The organism is Streptomyces sp. NPDC017529 (genome assembly GCF_044329785.1).
Lineage (GTDB): Bacteria > Actinomycetota > Actinomycetes > Streptomycetales > Streptomycetaceae > Streptomyces.
Window position 1 is genome coordinate 127,744 of the sequence record NZ_JBIRJY010000012.1, and the last position, 19,084, is coordinate 146,827.

Below are 19,084 nucleotides of genomic sequence, written 5' to 3' on the forward strand. Positions count from 1 at the left end.
CGTTCCTGCGCGCCCCTCGTGCGCCGGACCGCTTCCGGGGGCGGGCACGGGTCTGCGCGGCCCGGCCTGCTCGCACGGCACGGACCACTGCCACCAATGTGCGGTCCCCTCCCGCGCCCCGCGACCGCTGACCGCCAGCGGGGGCGCCACGGGGGCGCCACGGGGCCCGGCGGCGCTCACCGGCGTACGGCTGCCGCCGGCACCCGGAAAAGAACTCAGACGCACTTGGACTTCTGCGGAATCCTTTTCACCGCATCACCGAGATCGACCAGGCTGTCTCCGGCAGAGGGCGACGCGTCCGCCACCGTCACTTCCACGGCTGGGTTTCTGCCGTAGGTGATGAGCACCTTCTTGCCGCTCCTGGATTTCCCTTGCTCCAGCACCCAGTCCACACCGTTCACGACGAAGCACGGGTCGGTGGTCGGCCTGGGCGGCGTCAGACCGCAACGCACAACGACGGCGGAATCCCCCCAGACGGCCACTCCCGGAGCCCCGGCCCCGGACCGGTCCGCACCGAGCAGCTGGGACGGATATCGCTTCGCGAGGTCACCGCACGCGGGGTGGTGTGCGTTCGGGGCGCTTTCCACGGCCGGCGAAGAGGAATCAACCGCCAGGGCGATTACTCCACCCGCAGCAAGAAGGGCACCGACAGCCACTCCGGAGAACAGACGCGCTTTTCGTGACGAGGGAAACATGCCGGGTCGCGCCTTCTCGGGTCCATCAATGCCTGCTGCCGTTCCGGGTGACATTACCGCCCCGGCCGAGTCGCGCCGGGCGGCGACCGCCAGCGGCGCGGGAGGTGGGGGCACGGGTACACGCACCCGTGAGGGAACCGATGCACATCGTCCTCGACGACACTGCAATGGCGGCTTCTGTGAGCAACCCCACCCGCCCCCTGCTCCCCTTGTGCCGCAAGGGATCCAGGGGGTTCAGGCGGGACTGTGGCGCGGTCGGCTCGCGGGTGGGTGTTCCCCCGTCCGGGAGCCGTCTGTGAAGATGTGGGGACTGCTGGGCCTGAAAGGTTCCGTCGCCACGGACCGGGAGAGGCCGGCAATCCGACCGAATCGGCGCCGACGCCGCGCACGCAGTCGTGCCCCTCGCGCCCGCCGAGCCGCTCCCCGAGCCTGCTGGGCTCTTCACGAAGTCTCTCTGCCGCTGTGTCTTCTGCTGCCCGTTCCGCTGCCCGTGTCCCGGCGCAGGCGGACTCTCCCGAAACGGTGCCCGCACCGGAAACCCCCGAAACAGTCGAAACCACAAAAAATCTCCGACGGCGCGTCGGTGGCTTCCGGTACCTGCTGGGCCGCAAGGCGGCAGGCAAGGGCGGCGACCACGCTCCGTGGCGCTCGCTGCGCTACCGCAGCATGCGCTGGTGGTCGGTGGCCAACCTGGTCTCCAACGCCGGCACCTGGATGCAGCTCACCGTGCAGAACCTGCTGGTGCTGCAGCTCACCGGGTCCGCGGCGGCCACCGGTCTGTCGCTGTCCGTCCAGGCGGGGCCCGGCCTGATCATGGGCCTGTTCGGCGGCGCCGCCGTCGACCGCTGGCCGCGCAAGCTCACCGCGGCGCTGAGCCAGGCCGTCCTGGGCCTGGTCGCCTTCACCACCGCGGCCCTGGTCGCGTTCGACCAGCTCAACTACGGGCTGCTGATGGCGCTGGCCGCCGTCACCGGCCTGATCGCCACGATCGACGGACCCGCCACCGCGCTGCTCGGCAACGACCTCGTGCGCCGGGAGGACGTGCCCTCCGCCATCGCGGTCGGCTCGCTGGTGCACAGCGTCGGGCGCCTCGGCGGTACGGGGCTGGCCGGTGTCGCCGTCGGGTTCCTGGGCACCGGTGCCGCCTACGCGGCCAACGGCCTGTCCTTCCTGTTCGTCGCGGCCGTCATTCCCTTCCTGCGGCCGGTCGGCGAGGCGTTGCGGGCTCCGGCGAAGTCCTCGCAGGCCACCGAGAAGGCGGTGGAGAGCGTGGGCGCCGCGGAGGAGGAGATCGGTGACCGGGCCCGTGACGGCCTGGCGTTCTTCATGCGCCGGCCGCGCCTGGTGGCGCTGGCCGCCATCACCGGGCTCAGCGCGATCTTCGGCCGGAACTACCAGCTGACCCTGGCGGTCCTGGTCACCGGGCCGCTGGCGGCGGGCGCCGGCGCGTTCGGCACCGTCTCCTCCGTACTGGCCGCGGGCGGCATCGTCGGCGCGATCCTCGCCGCCCGGCTGCGCAACCCCTCGGTCAGGCTGGTCGGCGCGCTGGCCGCCGCCGGCGCGCTGCTCCAGGTCTTCGCGGGGCTGTCCCCCTCGCTGATCGTCCTGCTCGTGCTGGTGCTGCCGATGTCGGTGGTCGAGTCGGTCTCCGACACGGCCGGTACGACGGTGCTCCAGACGGACCCGCCGGCGAACATGCGGGGCCGGGTGCTGGGCGTGTGGCGCAGCGCGAGCACGGTGTGGGGCCTGGTCGCCCCGCCGCTGCTGGGCCTCCTGATGGAGGTGGCCGGTGCCCGGGGCGCCCTGGTGGCCGGCGGTCTGATCATCGCGGTGGCGATCGGCGCGGGCAGCCTGCTGCGCTCCCGCAGGCGCGTCGCCTGGCTCGCTCCGGCTCCCGCCCCCGCGATGGCGGCGGACTACCGGTCAGTGGCCTGACGCGCTCCGGGGCCGGCGGGACACGCGTCCCACCGGCCCCGGAGGCGTTCACCGGTCTTCCGGCACACCGCTCAGCGGTTCTTGAAGACGGCCTTCTCCACCTCGGCGGGGTTCTCGTAGTTCTTGCCCGGGATATCGGAGATCTTGTCCATCATCCGCCGGTCCGCGTGGTTGTCCTGGGCGCAGGAGACCAGGTCGTCCTTGCTCGCCGGGTAGTGCGCGCCCTTGAGTGCCTTCTGCAGCTCGATCGGGTTGGTGTCGCTCATGGGTCCTCCGGTTCACGGGGGTGGGGGTGCCGTCCGGCGGGCTGCCGGGCGGCCGCCCCTCCAGTACCCGGGCATAATCGGATTAATCGGACGTGCGTTCCGTCGGTTCACGGACGGCCACACGGGTACCCCCTTCCTCCAGGACGGCAAGACCAGGAGGATCGGTGAGCGACGAGAAAAACATCTTCGTGCTCGGCCTGAAAGAGGCCAATCTGCCCGCCCTGCACGACGTACCCGACGCGGAGCGGTACCGCTTCCACCCGCTGCTCACCCTCAGAGAACTCCAGTCCGGCGAGGTGTCCGTCCCCTGTGTCCTGGAGAAGGCCCAGCACGTCCTGGACTCCTTCGACGGCACCATCGACGCGATCGTCGGCTACTGGGACTTCCCGGTGAGCACCCTCGTACCGATCCTGAGCGAGCGCTACGGCACCCGCAGCACCAGCCTGGAGTCGGTGGTCAAGTGCGAGCACAAGTACTGGAGCCGCCTGGAGCAGGAGAAGGCCGTCAGCACCCACCCGCGCTTCGGCCGTGTCGATCTTCACGCGAGCACCCCGGCCCCGCCCGAGGGCGTCGGCTTCCCCATGTGGCTCAAGCCCGCCCTCGCGTACTCCTCCGAGCTGGCCTTCGGCGTCAAGGACGAGGACGAGTTCCGCGCGGCGGCCGCCAGAATACGCAAGGGCATCGGCCGCGTCGGCGGGCCCTTCGAGTACATCCTCGACCGCCTCGACCTCCCCCCGGAGATGGCGGGCGTCGGCGGGCAGGTCTGCCTGGCGGAGGAGGCGCTGTCCGGCATCCAGGTCGCGGTCGAGGGCTACGTCCACGGCGGCGAGGTCACCGTCTACGGCGTACTGGACTCCATCGACTACCCGGACAGCTCGTCCTTCCTGCGCCACCAGTACCCTTCGACGCTCCCCGAGCCCGTGCTGCACCGGCTGCGCGGCGCCTCCGCCCGCGTCATGCGGCAGATCGGGATGCAGGAGGCGACGTTCAGCATCGAGTTCTTCTACGATCCGCACGCCGACGAGATCAACGTGCTGGAGGTCAATCCCCGGCACTCCCAGTCGCACGCCGAACTCTTCCAGTACGTCGACGGCGCCCCCAACCACCACGCCATGCTGCGCCTCGCCCTCGGCGAGGACCCCGCCATGCCGCACCGCGCCGGCCGTTACAGAACGGCCGCCAAGTGGTACTACCGGTGGTTCACCGACGGCGTCGCCCGCGCGGTGCCCTCCCAGGAGGACATCGCGCGCATCGAGAAGGAGATACCGGGCACGCGGATCCACGTGATACCCGAGCCGGGCCAGCACCTGTCGGCCATGGACGAGCAGGACAGCTACAGCTTCGAACTGGCCCATGTCTTCACCGGGGGCGACAGTGAAGAGGAACTGCGCGAGAAGTACGACCACTGCGTGGCGGCCCTGAACCTGGCCTGCGACAAGGCCGGGCCCGCCGAAGGGAACAGCTGAACCGGCGCGCCCGGCCCGCCCGGCCGCGCCGACCGCACGACAGCGAGGAGAAGGCCGCCCCATGCGTTTCGTCAGCAACCTGCCCTGCGCGACTACGGAGGAGGACCACGTCACCATCCCCGTCTCCGACGGCACCCGCCTGTCGGCGCGCGTCTGGCGCCCCACCGCCTCGGACCAGGAACCGGTGCCCGCGGTGCTGGAGTACATCCCGTACCGCAAGGGGGACCTGACCGCCGTACGCGACTCCGTCCACCACCCCTACATCGCCGGCCACGGCTACGCCTGCGTCCGCGTCGACCTGCGCGGCACCGGCGAGTCGGAGGGCGTGCTGAAGGACGAGTACCTGGAACAGGAGCAGGCCGACGCCGAGGACGTGCTCGCCTGGCTGGCCGCACAGCCCTGGTGCGACGGGAACACCGGCATGATGGGCCTCTCCTGGGGCGCCTTCGCGGCCCTCCAGGTAGCCGCCCGGCAGCCCGAGAGCCTGCGCGCCATCGTCATCGCGTCCTTCACCGACGACCGGTACGCCGACGACATGCACTACATGGGCGGCCAGCTGCTCTCCGACAACCTCGCCGAGGCGGGCACCATGTTCGCCTACGCCACCTGCCCGCCCGACCCCGCCGTGGTCGGCGGCCGGTGGCGCGAGATGTGGCGGGAACGGCTGGAGAACACCAGGCCGTGGGCGCTGGACTGGCTGAGCCACCAGCGTCGCGACGCCTACTGGCGGCACGCCTCGGTCTGCGAGGACTACAGCTCCGTACGCTGCCCGGTCCTCGCCTCCAGCGGCTGGGCCGACGGCTACTCCAACGCCGTGACGCGCCTGCTCGGCGGCCTCGACGTGCCGCGCAAGGGCCTGATCGGCCCCTGGTCGCACAAGTTCCCCCACCTGGGCGAACCGGGCCCCGCCATCGGCTACCTCCAGGAAGTCGTGCGCTGGTGGGACCACTGGCTCAAGGGCGCCGACAACGGCGTCATGGACGGGCCGATGCTCAGCGCGTGGATGCAGGACAGCGTGCCGCCGTGCACGTCCTACGAGACCCGCCCCGGGCGCTGGGTCGGCGAGCCGGACTGGCCCTCGCCACACGTCCGCTCCGCCGCCCGCCCGCTCTTCCGGCACCGCATCGGCGCCGACGGCGAGGACTGCGGCGACCGGGGGTGCGGCGTGCTGACCGTGCGGTCACCGCTGTCCGTCGGCCAGTTCGCCGGCAAGTGGGCCTCCTACAACGCGCCGCCCGACCTCCCGTACGACCAGCGCGAGGAGGACGGCGGGTCGCTGGTCTTCGACAGCGACCGGCTCACCGAACGGGTGGAGATCCTCGGCTCGCCCACCGTCGAACTGGACCTGTCGGTCAGCGAACCGGTCGCCATGGTCGCCGCCCGCCTCAGCGACGTGGACCCCGACGGCCGGGCCACCCGCGTCACCTACGGCGTGCTCAACCTGGCCCACCACGAGGAGATCGGCGAACCGCAGCCGCTGGAACCCGGCCGCCGCTACCGGGCCACCGTCCAACTCAACGGCGTCGCCCAGGCGTTCCCGCCGGGCCACCGCATCCGGCTGTCGCTGTCCACCTCCTACTGGCCGCTCGCCTGGCCGCCGCCCCGGCCCGCCACCCTGAGCGTGTACGAGGGAACCAGCACCCTGACCCTGCCGGTACGGCCCACCACCGAACCGGACCGGCTGCCCCCGCGCCCGTTCGGCGAGCCGGAGGGCACCCGGCCGCTCACCACCACCCAGCTGTCCCCGCCGGAGGAACGCTGGGAGGTCAAGCGCGACCTGGTCGGCTACCACTCCGAGCTGGAGATCGTCAAGGACCGCGGACTGGTGCGCCTGGAGGACACCGGCATGGAGGTCGGCCGGCGCGCCTACGAGCGGTACGCGACCGTCGCCGACGACTTCACCTCCGCCGCCGGGGAGACGCTCTGGACCATGCGCTTCCGGCGCGGCGACTGGGACGTGAAGGTGGTCACCCACCAGAAACTCCGCTGCACCGAGAAGGAGTTCCTCATCGACGCCACCCTGGACGGCTACGAGAACGACCGCCGCGTCTTCTCCCGCACCTGGAACGAGAAACTGCCGCGCGACTGCCTGTGAGAGAGGTTACGGTCGGCCCGTGCGCCTGCTGCTGACGTCCGACACCCACCTGCCCAAACGCGCCAAGGCCCTGCCGCCGCAGCTGCTGGACGAGGTGGCGCGGGCCGACGTCGTCCTACACGCCGGGGACTGGGTGGACACCGCCACCCTGGACCTCCTGGAGGAACGCTCCCGCAGGCTCCTCGGCGTGTACGGCAACAACGACGGCCCGGACCTGCGCGCCTGCCTGCCGGAGGTGGCGTACGCCGAACTCGGCGGCCTGCGCTGGGGCGTGGTCCACGAGACCGGCCCCAAGCAGGGCCGCGAACGCCGCTGCGCCGCGCGGTACCCCGACCTCGACGTGCTCGTCTTCGGCCACAGCCACATCCCCTGGGACACCACGACGGACGACGGCCGCCTGCGCCTGCTCAACCCCGGCTCACCGACCGACCGCCGACGGCAGCCGTACTGCACGTACATGACGGCGACCGCCGTGTCGGGCCGCCTCACCGACGTACAACTGCACCGGCTGCCGCCGCGCGGCTGATGGGGCGCCCGGTTACGCCACCATCGCCGGTACACCCCGCCACCGCGCCTCCTCGTACCGCCGCACCAGTAGCCGGGCCAGCTCCGGCGCCGGGCCCAGGACGTCGGCGAGGACGTCGGCGCCGGCTTCCTCCGCGCCGCGCGCGATGCGGTCCGGGAGGCGGCCGGGGGCGATGACGTAGGGGGCCACGGCCACCCGTTCGGCGCCCTCGGCCCGCAGGGCCCGTACGGCGTCCGCCGTGCGGGGGAGGGAAGCGGAGGCGAACGCAGGCCGCACGGCGTACCAACCGGTGGTACGCCGCCACTCCCGCGCGATTTCAGCGATCACTGCGATCGCCTCCGGGTCCGAGGAGCCCGCCGAGGCCAGCACGACCCCGGTCGAGCGCCGGTCGCCGGGCCGCAGCCCGGCCTCGTGCAGCCGCCGTTCCAGCGCGGCGGTCAGCAGCGGGGACGGGCCGAGGACCCCGGCCCGGTGGACGGTGAGGCGGGGCAGCCGCGCGGCGGCCTCCCGCAGCACCGCCGGGATGTCGGCCTTGGCGTGGAAGGCCCGGGTGAGCAGCAGCGGCAGGGCCACCACGTCCCGTACGCCGTCCGCCGCCAGCCGCTCCAGCGCCCGGGGCACGCCCGGCGCGTTGAAGTCGAGGAAGGCGACCTCCACGCGCAGGCCGGGCCGCAGTGCCCGTACGCGCGCGCGAAGCGCGGTGACGGCCGCCGCGTGCCGCGCGTCGCGGCTGCCGTGGGCGATGACGAGGAGGGCGGGGCGGGCGGGTCGTGCGTCCATGGGTCAGCTCTTCACCAGCAGGCCGCGGCTGCGCAGTACCCGCCGCTCGATCGGCGCGAAGATCAGCAGTTCGATGCCGATGCCGACGACGAGGATGAGGAGGATGGCCGAGAGCACCCAGGGCATGTCCTGGAGTTCGCGGCCCTGTTCGAGGAGCTGGCCGAGGCCGGTGCCCAGGTCGGCGGCGTTGACGATGAGTTCGGCGGCCATCAGGGAGCGCCAGGAGAACGCCCAGCCCTGCTTGAGTCCGGCGAGGTAGCCGGGCAGCGCGGCCGGCAGCAGGACGTGCCGGACGCCGGTCAGCCCGCGCGCGCCGATCGTACGGCCCGCGCGCAGGTAGAGCGGCGAGATCTGGTCGACGCCGGCGACGAGGCCGTTGGCGATCGAGGGGACGGCGCCGAGCAGCACCACCGCGTAGATCGTGGCGTCGCTCAGCCCGAACCAGATGATGGCGGCGGGCACCCAGGCCACCGAGGGCAGCGACTGGAGGCCGCTGAGGATCGGGCCGATCGCGGCCCGTACCGGCTTGACCCGAGCGACGATCAGGCCGAGCGGCGTACCGATCGCCACCGAGGCCAGGAAGCCGAGCGCGCCGCGCGACACGCTCGTCCACACGTAGTCGAGCAGGGTGCCTTCGAGCCACTTGTCCTGGAGCGACCGGGCCACGTCGACCGGGCTGGGCAGCAGGTAGTGGTCCTTGAGCTCGAAGTGGTAGGCGAGCTGCCACAGGCCGAGGACGAGCGCGACGGCGACGACCGGCGGCACGGCCTTGGACACCAGCGCGCGCAGCCAGGGCTGGCGGTCGGAGACCGTGGTGTCCAGGGCGTCCAGGCCGGCTTCCAGCCCGGCGAGGTCGCCGGAGGCGCCATCCGGCTTCTCGGCGTCCGCCTCGGCGGTGCCGGTCCCGCCGGCCGTTTCGGTGGTGCCGGTCTCAGTGCTGGCCATGGCGGCGGATCTCCCCACGGAGCTGTTCGGTGATCTCTACGGAAAGGTCGGCGACCGCCGCGTCCTCGATGCGCCGCGGATGCGGGATGTCCACGGTCCACTCGCGGGCGATCCGGCCGGGCCGGGAGGACAGCAGCACCACCCGCTCGGCGAGCCGTACCGCCTCCCGGACGTTGTGGGTGACGAACAGGACGGACAGGCCGCCGCTGCCGGAGGCACTGTCGTTGGCGTCCCGCCAGATGCGGGTCAGTTCGTCGTGCAGCACGTCCCGCGTGATGGCGTCGAGCGCCGCGAAGGGCTCGTCCATGAGGAGGAGCTGACTGTCCTGGGCGAGTGCGCGGGCCATCGCGACCCGCTGCCGCATACCGCCCGACAGCTCGTGCACCCGCTTGCCGTACGCGCCCTTGAGCCGTACGAGCTCCAGCAGCCGCTCGGCCTCGCCCCGGCGCTCCGCGCGCGGCACCCCGCGCAGCCGCAGCGCCAGTTCGATGTTGCGGCCCGCGGTGAGCCACGGGAACAGCGCGTGCTCCTGGAACATCAGGGCGGGCCGGCCGCCGGGCGTCTCGATGCTGCCCGCCGAGGGGCCGTCGAGCCCGGCGACGAGGTTGAGCAGCGTCGACTTGCCGCAGCCCGAGGCCCCCAGCAGGCACACGAACTCGCCCGGCGCGACATCGATGCTGATGTCGTCCAGCACGTGCTGCCGCGCGCCGGGGCGGCCGAACGACTTCGAGACATGGTCGATGCGAGCGGCGTAGGCGGTGTCGGCGCCGTCCGCGTCCGCCGTGGCGGACGTCCGGCTGCCGGGCTTGCCGAGCGTGGTGGTCGTCATCGGTGTCACCTCCTGGGGTGCGGTGCGCGGGTCTACTCGCTGCCGAGGCCGGCGTCGTCGACCGCCGGTTTGCCCTCGGCCTTGAGCACCTTGTTGAGCAGCGTGAGGTCGTAGATGCCCTTGAGGTCGGGCTTCTTCAGCAGCCCGGCCTTGACCGCGTGGTCGGCCTCCAGCCGGAGGGTGGCGGCCAGCGGGTCGTCGGTGACGTCGATGTTCCGGAACGCCGGGTCGATCACGGCCGGCGGCAGCGGCTTGCCGGACTCCTCGCCCAGCTTGTCGTTGAGCGCCTGCTTGGCCTCGGCCGGGTGGGTCTTGAGGTACGTGTTGGTCTTGACCGAACCGCGCAGCACCGCTTCGACGGCCTTCGGGTGCTCCTTGAGGAACTTCTGCGAGACGATCACGTTCGTGATGACGAACTTGCCGTCCTTCCACAGCTTCCTCTCGTCCAGCAGCACCTTGCCGCCCTCGGCGACCAGCTTGGAGGCGGTCGGCTCGGGCACCCACGCGGCGTCGATGCCGCCCTGCCGGAAGGCGACCGGCATGACCTTGTTCTCGGTGCGCTGGACGGTCACGTCGCCCTTGCCGGTGGTGGCGTCGACCTGGTAGCCCTTCTCGGCCAGGTAGTTCAGCAGCGCCACGTCCTGGGTGTTGCCCAGCTGGGGGGTGGCGATGGTCTTGCCCTTGAGGTCGTCCAGGTTCTTGATCTTCTTCGGGTTGGCCACGAGCGAGACGCCACCGGAGGCCGAACCGGAGATGATCTTCAGGCTCTTGCCCTTGGAGGTGGTCCAGCCGTTGATCGAGGGGGACGGGCCGATCCAGCCGATGTCGATCGCGCCGGAGTTCAGCGCCTCGATCTCCGCCGGACCCGCGTTGAACACCGACGGCGCGAACTTCGTGCCGCCCAGCTCCTTCTGGAAGAAGCCCTTCTTGTCCCCGACCAGCGCGGTGGCGTGCGTGGTGTTGGCGAAGTAGCCGACCTTGACCCGGTCGAGGCCGTCGATCTTCGCGCCCCGGACCGCGACCGCGCCCTGGCCGTCCTGCTTGGCGCGGGAGCCGTACCCGCAGGCACCCAGCGCGCCGGTCAGCAGGGGGACGACGGCGAGGGCCGCCAGGAGGCGGTGGCGTACGGCTGGCACGGGAGGGGGTCCTCTCGGAGGGCCGGGCGGCGAACGCCTATGGCGGGCCCGGCAGAGCGGTGGTACTTCGGAAGGAGGGCATGCGGCGGCGCGTCATCGGCCCGCACATCGCCCGACGCCGCCCTGGCCGCTGCCCAGGGCGCCGCTGCCGATCCGGCCGCCCTCCTTCGCGAACGTCGAGAAGGCGTCCGCGAAGGTCGCGAGGGCGTCCGGGGCCAGGGAACCGGTCATGTCAGAAGTCCCATTCCGCGTCGTCGGAGTCCGCGACTGCCGCCGCGGCCCCGGCCGCCTCGGCGAACGCGGACCCGGCCATCCCCGCGGTCAGCGTGGTGCCGTCCGCCGGGTCGACGAGCAGGAACGATCCGGTGCGCCTGGAGTCGGCGTAGGCGTCCAGCGCGAGCGGCTCGGCGGTGCGCAGCACGACCCGGCCGATGTCGTTGGCGGCCAGCTCGCCGGGCGCCGGGTGCTGGGAGAGGTCGTCCAGCGTCAGCCGGGAAGGGATGTCCTTGACGATCGCCTTGACCGTGCGCGTGGTGTGCTTGAGCAGCACCCGCTGGCCGGTCCTCAGCGGCCGGTCCGCGACGTGGCAGACGGTCGCCTCGACGTCCTGCGTGGTGGCGGGCGGGGTGGCGGCCGGGGCGATCAGGTCGCCGCGCGAGATGTCCAGGTCGTCGGCGAGGCGTACGGTCACCGACTGCGGCGCCCAGGCCACGTCCACCGCCTCGCCCAGCACGTCCAGCGCCTCGATCGTGCTCGTACGGCCCGAGGGCAGCACGGTCACCGCCTCGCCGACGCGCAGCACGCCGGAGGCCACCTGGCCCGCGTAGCCGCGGTAGTCGGGCAGTTCGGGGGTCTGCGGGCGGATGACGTACTGCACGGGGAAGCGGGCCGGGTCCGCGGAGGGGTCGGCCACGACCGGCACGGTCTCCAGGTGCTCCAGCACGGTCGGGCCGCCGTACCAGTCCATGTGCGTGGACGGGCTCACGACGTTGTCGCCGGCCAGCGCCGAGATCGGGATGGCGGTGATCTCCGGTACGCCGAGGGAGGCCGCGTAGGTGGTGAACTCCGCGGCGATCGCCGCGAAGACCGGCTCCGCGTAGTCCACCAGGTCCATCTTGTTGACGGCCAGGACGACGTGCGGGACGCGCAGCAGCGCGGCGACGGCGGCGTGCCGGCGGGTCTGCTCCACGACACCGTTGCGGGCGTCGACCAGCACCACGGCCAGTTCGGCGGTGGAGGCGCCGGTGACCATGTTGCGGGTGTACTGCACGTGCCCCGGGGTGTCGGCGAGGACGAACCGCCGCCGGGGCGTGGCGAAGTAGCGGTAGGCGACGTCGATGGTGATGCCCTGCTCCCGCTCGGCCCGCAGCCCGTCGGTCAGCAGCGCCAGGTCCGGCGCCTCCTGGCCGCGGCCCAGCGACGCCCGCTCGACCGCTTCGAGCTGGTCGGCCAGTACCGACTTGGAGTCGTGCAGCAGCCGCCCGACCAGGGTGGACTTGCCGTCGTCCACCGAGCCGGCGGTGGCGAAGCGCAGCAGTGAGGTGGCCGCCGTAGCGGCCACGTCGACCGGGTCGACAATCGTGCTCATGGTTAGAAATACCCCTCGCGCTTGCGGTCCTCCATGGCGGCCTCGGACATCTTGTCGTCGGCCCGCGTCGCGCCCCGCTCGGTGAGCCGGGAGGCGGCGATCTCCGCGATGACGGCCTCGATGGTGGCCGCGTCGGAGTCGACGGCGCCGGTGCAGGACATGTCGCCGACGGTGCGGTAGCGCACCCGCCGCGTCTCGACCCGCTCGCCGTCCTTGGGGCCGCCCCACTCGCCGGGCGCCAGCCACATGCCGGCGCGCGCGAAGACCTCGCGTTCGTGCGCGTAGTAGATGGCGGGCAGTTCGATCTTCTCGCGGGCGATGTACTGCCACACGTCCAGCTCGGTCCAGTTCGACAGCGGGAAGACGCGCACGTGCTCGCCGGGGGAGTGGCGGCCGTTGTAGAGCTGCCACAGCTCGGGGCGCTGGCGGCGCGGGTCCCAGCCGCCGAACTCGTCGCGCAGCGAGAAGACCCGCTCCTTGGCGCGCGCCTTCTCCTCGTCGCGGCGCCCGCCGCCGAACACCGCGTCGAAGCGGTTCGACTCGATGGCGTGCAGCAGCGGCACGGTCTGGAGCGGGTTGCGGGTGCCGTCCGGTCGCTCGCGCAGTTCGCCGCGGTCGATGAAGTCCTGTACGGAGGCGACGTGCAGCCGCAGCCCGTGCCGGGCCACCGTGCGGTCGCGGTACTCCAGCACCTCGGGGAAGTTGTGGCCGGTGTCCACGTGCAGCAGCGCGAACGGCACCGGCGCGGGCGCGAACGCCTTCAGCGCCAGGTGCAGCATGACGATCGAGTCCTTGCCGCCGGAGAAGAGGATCACCGGCCGTTCGAACTCGCCCGCGACCTCGCGGAAGATGTGCACCGCCTCGGACTCCAGCGCGTCCAGGTGGCTCAGCGCGTACGGGTTGCCGGCGTCCCCGGCGCCGCCGGGCCCCTCGGCGTTCACGGTGGCGGCGGTCGTCATGCCAGTCCCCTCTCGGCGAGCAGCGCGTGCAGCGCCGCGGCGGACTCCCGCACGGTCTGGGTGTGCGAGGCGATGCGCAGATCGGGCGACTCGGGCTGCTCGTACGGGTCGTCGACGCCGGTCAGCCCGGATATCTCGCCCGCCGCCTGCTTGGCGTACAGGCCCTTCACATCCCGCTCGGAGCACACCTCGACGGGCGTGGCCACGTGCACCTCCAGGTACGGCGTGCCCTCGCGCTGGTGACGCTTGCGCACCGCCTCCCGCGAGTCCGCGTACGGCGCGATCACCGGCACCAGCGCCTTGACGCCGTTGCTCGCCAGGAGTTCGGCGACGAAGCCGACGCGCTGCACGTTGGTGTGCCGGTCCGCCCGGCTGAACCCGAGCCCCGCCGAGAGGAACTCCCGGATCTCGTCGCCGTCCAGCACCTCGACGCGGTGGCCCTCGCCCCGCAGCCGCTCCGCCAGCGCGTACGCGATCGTGGTCTTGCCGGCGCTGGGCAGGCCGGTCAGCCACACCGTGGCGCCCGTCATTCGTATCTCCTGAGTGTCCGTCATCGTGCGGTCAGCGGCCCTATCCGTGCAGTCCGCACTCGGTCTTGTTGCTCCCGGCCCAGCGGCCGGCCCTGGCGTCCTCGCCCGCCAGCACCCGCCGGGTGCAGGGCGCGCAGCCGACGGAGGCGTAGCCGTCCAGGAGCAGCGGGTTGGTGAGCACGCCGTGCCCGGTGACGTAGGCGTCCACGTCGGCCTGCGTCCACCTGGCGATCGGCGAGATCTTCACCTTCCGCCGCTTGGGGTCCCAGCCGACGACCGGGGTGCCGGCCCGGGTGGGCGACTCGTCCCGGCGCAGGCCCGTCGCCCACGCGTCGTACCCGGTCAGCCCCTCTTCGAGCGGCTTGACCTTGCGCAGCGCGCAGCACAGGTCCGGGTCGCGGTCGTGCAGCCGCGGCCCGTGCTCGGCGTCCTGCTCGGCCACCGTCTGCCGGGGCGTGAGGGTGATGACGTTGACGTCCATCACCTCGGCCACCGCGTCCCGGGTGCCGATGGTCTCCGGGAAGTGGTAGCCCGTGTCGAGGAAGACCACGTCGACGCCGGGGAAGGCGCGCGAGGCCAGGTGCGCGACGACCGCGTCCTCCATCGAGGAGGTGACGCAGAAGCGCGGGCCGAAGGTCTCGGCGGCCCAGGTGAGGATCTGAAGCGGGGAGGCGTCCTCCAGGTCGCGGCCCGCCTGCTCGGCGAGCGCGGCCAGCTCGGTTTCCGTACGGTCCTGAGTCGTCGTCATGTGCTGCTGCCCCCTTGGCGGTTGTCGTACTGCGGGGCCGGGGTGGCGACACCCTTGGCCAGCAGTCCGAGGAACGAGAGCCGGAACGCGCGGTTGCACGCCCCGCATTCCCATGCGCCGTGTCCTTCTTCGGACGGGCGCAGGTCCTCGTCCCCGCAGTACGGGCAGTAGAACGGCGCGGCCCGCCCGCTCACTTCAGCGCACCCTCTTCCGCGCGGGCGGCCCAGGTGGCGAACCGCTCGCCCTCCTCGCGCTGCTCCTGGAACCTGGTCAGCACCCGCTCGACGTAGTCGGGCAGCTCGTCGGCGGTGACCTTCAGGCCGCGGACCTTGCGGCCGAAGCCCGCCTGGAGGCCGAGTGCGCCGCCCAGGTGCACCTGGTAGCCCTCGACCTGGTTGCCGTCGGCGTCCAGCACCAGCTGTCCCTTGAGGCCGATGTCCGCGGTCTGGATGCGGGCGCAGGCGTTCGGGCAGCCGTTGATGTTGATGGAGACGGGCTCCTCGAAGTCCGGCATCCGGCGCTCCAGTTCGTCGATGAGGGAGGCGCCGCGCGCCTTGGTCTCGACGATCGCCAGCTTGCAGAACTCGATGCCGGTGCAGGCCATCGTGCCGCGCCTGAAGGGCGAGGGCCGGACCTGGAAGTCCAGCGCCTCCAGTCCCGCGACCAGCGGTTCGACCTGCTCCTCCGCCACGTCGAGAATGATCATCTTCTGCTCGACGGTGGTGTTCAGCCGGTCCGAGCCGTGCGCCGCGGCCAGTTCGGCGATCTTGACGAGGGTGGCGCCGTCCACCCGGCCGACGCGCGGCGCGAAGCCCACGTAGAACCGGCCGTCCTTCTGGCGGTGCACGCCCACGTGGTCGCGCCAGCGCGAGCTGGGCTCGGCGGGCGCCGGACCGTCGGCCAGCTTCCGCTTCAGGTACTCGTTCTCCAGCACCTCACGGAACTTCTCCGGGCCCCAGTCCGCCATCAGGAACTTCAGCCGGGCGCGGTTGCGCAGCCGCCGGTAGCCGTAGTCACGGAAGATCCCCACGACACCGGCCCACACCTCGGGTACGTCGTCCAGCGCCACCCACGCGCCCAGCCGTTCGCCGAGCCGCGGGTTGGTGGACAGGCCGCCGCCCGCCCACAGGTCGAAGCCGGGACCGTGCTCGGGGTGCTCGACGCCCACGAACGCGATGTCGTTGATCTCGTGCACCACGTCCTGCACGGGCGAGCCGGAGATCGCCGACTTGAACTTCCGCGGCAGGTTGGAGAATTCCTTGCTGCCGATGAAGCGCCGCTCGATCTCCGCGATCGCGGACGAGCCGTCGATGATCTCGTCGTCCGCGATGCCGGCGACCGGCGAGCCGATGATGACGCGGGGGCAGTCGCCGCACGCCTCGGTCGTCGACAGCCCGACGGACTCCAGCTTCTCCCAGATCGCCGGCACGTCCTCGATGCGGATCCAGTGCAGCTGGATGTTCTGCCGGTCGGTGATGTCGGCGGTGCCGCGCGCGTACTCCTGGGACACCTCGCCGATGGCCCGCAGCTGCGCGACGCTCAGCCGTCCGCCGTCGACCCTGACCCGCAGCATGAAGTGTTTGTCGTCCAGCTCCTCGGGCTCCAGCACCGCGGTCTTGCCGCCGTCGATGCCGGGCTTGCGCTGGGTGTACAGGCCCCACCAGCGCATCCGTCCGCGCAGGTCGTTGGGGTCGATCGAGTCGAAACCGCGCTTGGCGTAGATCGTCTCAATGCGTGTCCGCACATTGAGACCGTCATCGTCCTTCTTGAACTGCTCGTTGCCGTTCAGCGGAGTGAAGTGACCTACGGCCCACTGGCCTTCTCCGCGATGGCGTCCGGCCTTGCGGCGGGTCGTGGCGGAACCGGTTCGTTCGGGGGTGGCGGCCATGGCGGTATGTCCTTCTGGGCGGCTCGGTGAGAGTGGGGCGGGCAGCGGCAACCCCACTGTGACCTGCGCGGACGCACCTCATCGCGGAGCGGCGCGAGGTGTTGGTACGAAAGTGTCCGGGGCGGGTCGGATCAGGGGTGCCCGCGCGTCCGCGACGGTGGGGACGGCGAAAAGGATGACGTTGCTGAGACTGTCAGCCCGCCGGACAGATGGCGCTGGACATGCGGCCGAGGTCGACGTGCCGCCGACTCACCAAGGCAATTCCAGCTGTAGACATGACGGAAGCGTGTCACGGCGCTCTTGGGCCAGTCCACCGTCATCCGGAATATGGACAACTGTGTCCCGTGGAGTGAGACGATGTGGTGCCGGTCACGCAAGCGGAAGGGCGGGTCCCCGGCCTCGCCGGACACCCGCCCCGCCCTCCCGACTCCTCAGGCGCCCGGCCACGGGCCCGGAGCGGCCACGTCCGGTTCCTCGGTCACTTCTGTCGCGCTCACCCGGAACCCGCGCCGCCGGTAGTTGTCCAGCGCGTGCGGCCCGTCCTTGCTGCACGTGTGCAGCCACACCCGCCGGGTCTTCGCCCGCCCCGGCCACCGCTCGGCCAGGTCCCACGCCCGCGCGGCCCCGTGCGTCAGCAGGTGGCCGCCGATCCGCCGGCCCCGGAACGCCGGCAGCAGACCAAAGTAGCTGATCTCGACGACCCCCTCGGCCTGCGGGTCCAGCTCGACGTACCCGGCCGGCGTGCCCCGCTCGTACGCCACCCACGTCTCCACGCCGGGCCGCCCGAGGAACTCCTCCCACTGCCCGTACGACCACCCCAGCCGGTCGGTCCAGGCGATGTCCCCGCCGACGGATGCGTACAGGAACCGGCTGAACTCGGGCGAAACCACCTCCGCGCGGGCAATCCGTATCCGCTGCTCCTCCGGGGGCGCGGCCGCGGGCGCGAGGTCGTCGGGAGAGGTCTGTTCGAGGTGCCAGGTGGTCACGGTGAGGCTCATGAAGGCCAGCCAATCACAGCCCCACGCGCGCCCGCGGACCGGAGGCGGTCCCACCGGTCAGGCGCCCCGCGCCGCTACCACCGCCGGTGCCGTCGAATGCGGCAGCAGGTCCACCGGGTGCGGCGGCAGCCGCAGTTCCACGTCCACCCCGTCGGCGAAGCGGTACGGGCGGTGCGCCAGCACGCTCGCGAGATGGCGGCGCAGCCGCGACAGCTCGGCCCGCACCGTGACCGTACGGGCGCGGTCCCCGAACAGGTCCTGCGCCAGGTCGGCCGCGCTGCGCCCCTCCGGCCGCCGCGCCAGTACGAACAGCACCTCGGCGTGGCGCGGACTCAGCTCGTGCGTCCAGCTGCCGGCCGCGCAGGTGAGCGTGACCGCGGGCCGGTTCCGGCTGCCTAGGTCCAGCAGCACCCGGCTGGCCAGGGGCTCCTGGCCCGGCCCGCCGACGCGTATCAGCCACCCGCCGGGCAGCGGCTCCAGCGTGCACATGCCGTAGCGCGGCAGCCACAGCGGCCCGGCCCCCGGGGACTTGGGCAGCGCGACCCGGTCGGGCGGCGCCAGCCCGGTGACCGCCGCCGTCCAGCCGTCCTTGTCGACGGCCAGCGCCTGCCCGCCGAGCCTGGCCAGTACGGGCGCGGCGCTCGCCCGCAGCCGGTCCAGCGCGCTGTGGTGCCGGTCGCGCAGCTCGCACTCGGCGAGCCGGGCGACCGCCGTGACCAGCGACAGGGTCGTCGGATGGAAGGTGTGCGCCGGGCCGCTCACGTCCACGATGCCCAGCAGCCGCCCGTCGCGCGGGTCGTGCAGCGGCGCCGCCGCGCACGTCCACGGGTGGTGGGTGCGGACGAAGTGCTCCGCGGAGTGCACCAGGACGGGGCGCCGGGCCACCAGCGCGGTCCCGATGGCGTTCGTACCGACGACGTCCTCGGACCAGTCGGCACCCTTCTCGAAGCCGTGCCGGTCGGCCATCCGCCGGACCTGCGCGCAGCCCTCCCGCCACAGCACCCGCCCCTCGGCGTCCGTGACGACCATGATCTGCTGGGCGGCGTCGGCGGCCGGCAGCAGGCCGGTGTTGAACAGCGGCAGCAGCGTCGCGAGTTGCGAACCGTGCCGCCGGTGCTCCAGCTCCTCCACCGTCAGCGGGCGCTCGCGGCGGTCCCTGTCCGGGTCGACGCCGCGGCCCAGCACCCGGCGCCAGGACTCGCCGATCACCGCACGGGGAGCGGTGGCCGGCAGGCCCCCGCAGAGCGCGGCCTCACGGACCGACGCGAGCCGCCGCGTGGTCTCGCGTACCTCCTGGGCCGACCAGATACCCATGTCGATCGGTCTGTCGCTCACGCTGTTCTCCGTTGTGCACTGTCCGTAAGTTGCCGCCCATGGTGCCGCCACCGGACCGCTTCGAACGCCGAATCGGCGGAATTGGCTGCAACCGGCTGCAACCGTTGTGGCGTATGACGGCGGCGGGGAGGGTGGCCGGCAGGACGAGAGGGGGCGACGGCATGGTGACCGGACCTCCTCGCGCCGACGGCGCGCCGCGGCCGCGCGGCCGGGCGGCAACAGACCCAGCGGGCCCGCCCTGAGGGCAGGCCCGAGACCGGGGAGGGGGTGCCGGGTCGGCGCGGCACCGCTCCCCGACCACGCGGTGGCGGGCCCCGGACCCCACCCCCCTCTGAAGGGAACGGGGCCCGTCACCGCCCCGTCCG

20 protein-coding genes are annotated in these 19,084 nt (G+C 72.3%); 4 read left to right on the forward strand and 16 right to left on the reverse strand.

From position 1 onward, the window contains the following. Window positions 1-215: 215 nt before the first annotated feature. Complete coding sequence (locus ACH4K4_RS27230) at window positions 216-749, reverse strand: DUF3515 family protein (protein ID WP_398171047.1); 534 nt, start codon at window positions 747-749, stop codon at window positions 216-218. A gap of 612 nt (window positions 750-1,361) precedes the next feature. Between ACH4K4_RS27230 and ACH4K4_RS27235 the strand changes: the two genes are divergently transcribed. Next, complete coding sequence (locus ACH4K4_RS27235; RefSeq protein ID WP_398171048.1) at window positions 1,362-2,630, forward strand: MFS transporter; 1,269 nt, start codon at window positions 1,362-1,364, stop codon at window positions 2,628-2,630. Between the two features lie 71 nt (window positions 2,631-2,701). On the opposite strand, the gene ACH4K4_RS27240 is transcribed toward ACH4K4_RS27235, so the two are convergent. Beyond that, entirely contained in the window at window positions 2,702-2,896 is a 195-nt protein-coding gene (locus tag ACH4K4_RS27240) for a DUF2795 domain-containing protein (protein WP_398170822.1), read from the reverse strand. Between the two features lie 164 nt (window positions 2,897-3,060). On the opposite strand from ACH4K4_RS27240, the gene ACH4K4_RS27245 reads away from it, so the two are divergent. The 3 genes from ACH4K4_RS27245 (at window position 3,061) to ACH4K4_RS27255 (ending at window position 6,983) form a co-directional block, all read left to right on the forward strand. Then, window positions 3,061-4,362, forward strand: a complete 1,302-nt coding sequence (locus tag ACH4K4_RS27245) for an acetyl-CoA carboxylase biotin carboxylase subunit family protein (protein WP_398170824.1) — start codon at window positions 3,061-3,063, stop codon at window positions 4,360-4,362. 61 nt (window positions 4,363-4,423) lie between these two features. Continuing rightward, the gene (locus ACH4K4_RS27250) at window positions 4,424-6,457 is read left to right on the forward strand and encodes a CocE/NonD family hydrolase (RefSeq protein ID WP_398170826.1); all 2,034 of its coding nucleotides are present in this window, start codon (window positions 4,424-4,426) and stop codon (window positions 6,455-6,457) included. A gap of 19 nt (window positions 6,458-6,476) precedes the next feature. After that, window positions 6,477-6,983 (forward strand): metallophosphoesterase family protein, encoded by a 507-nt coding sequence (locus tag ACH4K4_RS27255; protein ID WP_398170828.1) that lies wholly within the window; start codon window positions 6,477-6,479, stop codon window positions 6,981-6,983. A gap of 12 nt (window positions 6,984-6,995) precedes the next feature. Here ACH4K4_RS27255 and ACH4K4_RS27260 read toward each other — a convergent pair whose 3' ends face one another. The 14 genes from ACH4K4_RS27260 to ACH4K4_RS27325 all read right to left on the reverse strand — a co-directional run bounded on the left by ACH4K4_RS27260 (window position 6,996) and on the right by ACH4K4_RS27325 (window position 18,719). Beyond that, entirely contained in the window at window positions 6,996-7,763 is a 768-nt protein-coding gene (locus ACH4K4_RS27260) for a sirohydrochlorin chelatase (protein WP_398170830.1), read from the reverse strand. A gap of 3 nt (window positions 7,764-7,766) precedes the next feature. Next, window positions 7,767-8,708, reverse strand: coding sequence for an ABC transporter permease (locus tag ACH4K4_RS27265; RefSeq protein WP_398170832.1), 942 nt, complete (start codon window positions 8,706-8,708; stop codon window positions 7,767-7,769). After that, entirely contained in the window at window positions 8,695-9,537 is an 843-nt protein-coding gene (locus ACH4K4_RS27270; RefSeq protein WP_398170834.1) for an ABC transporter ATP-binding protein, read from the reverse strand. Before ACH4K4_RS27270 ends, ACH4K4_RS27265 begins: the two co-directional genes overlap by 14 nt. A 32-nt stretch (window positions 9,538-9,569) precedes the next feature. Further along, the gene (locus ACH4K4_RS27275; RefSeq protein ID WP_398170836.1) at window positions 9,570-10,673 is read right to left on the reverse strand and encodes an aliphatic sulfonate ABC transporter substrate-binding protein; all 1,104 of its coding nucleotides are present in this window, start codon (window positions 10,671-10,673) and stop codon (window positions 9,570-9,572) included. A 93-nt stretch (window positions 10,674-10,766) separates the two neighbouring features. Beyond that, on the reverse strand, window positions 10,767-10,904 hold the full coding sequence (locus ACH4K4_RS27280; protein ID WP_079108597.1) for a hypothetical protein: 138 nt from the start codon (window positions 10,902-10,904) through the stop codon (window positions 10,767-10,769). Between the two features lies 1 nt (window position 10,905). Then, a complete protein-coding gene (locus tag ACH4K4_RS27285; RefSeq protein ID WP_398170838.1) occupies window positions 10,906-12,261 on the reverse strand; it encodes a sulfate adenylyltransferase subunit 1 in 1,356 nt (451 codons plus the stop codon). 2 nt (window positions 12,262-12,263) lie between these two features. Next, window positions 12,264-13,220 (reverse strand): sulfate adenylyltransferase subunit CysD, encoded by a 957-nt coding sequence (gene cysD / locus ACH4K4_RS27290; protein WP_398170840.1) that lies wholly within the window; start codon window positions 13,218-13,220, stop codon window positions 12,264-12,266. Beyond that, window positions 13,217-13,750 (reverse strand): adenylyl-sulfate kinase, encoded by a 534-nt coding sequence (gene cysC / locus ACH4K4_RS27295; RefSeq protein ID WP_398170842.1) that lies wholly within the window; start codon window positions 13,748-13,750, stop codon window positions 13,217-13,219. Before cysC ends, cysD begins: the two co-directional genes overlap by 4 nt. Window positions 13,751-13,790: 40 nt before the next feature. Then, window positions 13,791-14,498: a phosphoadenylyl-sulfate reductase gene (locus ACH4K4_RS27300; protein WP_398170844.1), complete on the reverse strand. Its 708-nt coding sequence runs from the start codon at window positions 14,496-14,498 to the stop codon at window positions 13,791-13,793. After that, the gene (locus tag ACH4K4_RS27305) at window positions 14,495-14,692 is read right to left on the reverse strand and encodes a hypothetical protein (RefSeq protein WP_398170846.1); all 198 of its coding nucleotides are present in this window, start codon (window positions 14,690-14,692) and stop codon (window positions 14,495-14,497) included. The genes ACH4K4_RS27300 and ACH4K4_RS27305 overlap by 4 nt, the downstream gene beginning before the upstream one ends. Beyond that, entirely contained in the window at window positions 14,689-16,386 is a 1,698-nt protein-coding gene (locus ACH4K4_RS27310; protein WP_398170848.1) for a nitrite/sulfite reductase, read from the reverse strand. Before ACH4K4_RS27310 ends, ACH4K4_RS27305 begins: the two co-directional genes overlap by 4 nt. A gap of 193 nt (window positions 16,387-16,579) precedes the next feature. After that, a complete protein-coding gene (locus ACH4K4_RS27315; RefSeq protein WP_312024626.1) occupies window positions 16,580-16,663 on the reverse strand; it encodes a putative leader peptide in 84 nt (27 codons plus the stop codon). 154 nt (window positions 16,664-16,817) lie between these two features. Then, the gene (locus ACH4K4_RS27320; protein WP_398170850.1) at window positions 16,818-17,384 is read right to left on the reverse strand and encodes a GNAT family N-acetyltransferase; all 567 of its coding nucleotides are present in this window, start codon (window positions 17,382-17,384) and stop codon (window positions 16,818-16,820) included. Between the two features lie 57 nt (window positions 17,385-17,441). After that, entirely contained in the window at window positions 17,442-18,719 is a 1,278-nt protein-coding gene (locus ACH4K4_RS27325; RefSeq protein WP_398170852.1) for a GAF domain-containing protein, read from the reverse strand. Window positions 18,720-19,084: the final 365 nt, after the last annotated feature.

Excerpts from the sequence above, each read along its gene's own strand:
- ACH4K4_RS27230 (WP_398171047.1), bottom strand. The coding sequence starts at position 749 with ATGTCACCCGGAACGGCAGCAGGCATTGATGGACCCGAGAAGGCGCGA.
- ACH4K4_RS27235 (WP_398171048.1), top strand. The coding sequence starts at position 1,362 with ATGCGCTGGTGGTCGGTGGCCAACCTGGTCTCCAACGCCGGCACCTGG.
- ACH4K4_RS27240 (WP_398170822.1), bottom strand. The coding sequence starts at position 2,896 with ATGAGCGACACCAACCCGATCGAGCTGCAGAAGGCACTCAAGGGCGCG.
- ACH4K4_RS27250 (WP_398170826.1), top strand. The coding sequence starts at position 4,424 with ATGCGTTTCGTCAGCAACCTGCCCTGCGCGACTACGGAGGAGGACCAC.
- ACH4K4_RS27260 (WP_398170830.1), bottom strand. The coding sequence starts at position 7,763 with ATGGACGCACGACCCGCCCGCCCCGCCCTCCTCGTCATCGCCCACGGC.
- ACH4K4_RS27265 (WP_398170832.1), bottom strand. The coding sequence starts at position 8,708 with ATGGCCAGCACTGAGACCGGCACCACCGAAACGGCCGGCGGGACCGGC.
- ACH4K4_RS27270 (WP_398170834.1), bottom strand. The coding sequence starts at position 9,537 with ATGACGACCACCACGCTCGGCAAGCCCGGCAGCCGGACGTCCGCCACG.
- ACH4K4_RS27280 (WP_079108597.1), bottom strand. The coding sequence starts at position 10,904 with ATGACCGGTTCCCTGGCCCCGGACGCCCTCGCGACCTTCGCGGACGCC.
- ACH4K4_RS27285 (WP_398170838.1), bottom strand. The coding sequence starts at position 12,261 with ATGAGCACGATTGTCGACCCGGTCGACGTGGCCGCTACGGCGGCCACC.
- cysD (WP_398170840.1), bottom strand. The coding sequence starts at position 13,220 with ATGACGACCGCCGCCACCGTGAACGCCGAGGGGCCCGGCGGCGCCGGG.
- cysC (WP_398170842.1), bottom strand. The coding sequence starts at position 13,750 with ATGACGGGCGCCACGGTGTGGCTGACCGGCCTGCCCAGCGCCGGCAAG.
- ACH4K4_RS27300 (WP_398170844.1), bottom strand. The coding sequence starts at position 14,498 with ATGACGACGACTCAGGACCGTACGGAAACCGAGCTGGCCGCGCTCGCC.
- ACH4K4_RS27310 (WP_398170848.1), bottom strand. The coding sequence starts at position 16,386 with ATGGCCGCCACCCCCGAACGAACCGGTTCCGCCACGACCCGCCGCAAG.
- ACH4K4_RS27315 (WP_312024626.1), bottom strand. The coding sequence starts at position 16,663 with ATGTCTACAGCTGGAATTGCCTTGGTGAGTCGGCGGCACGTCGACCTC.
- ACH4K4_RS27320 (WP_398170850.1), bottom strand. The coding sequence starts at position 17,384 with ATGAGCCTCACCGTGACCACCTGGCACCTCGAACAGACCTCTCCCGAC.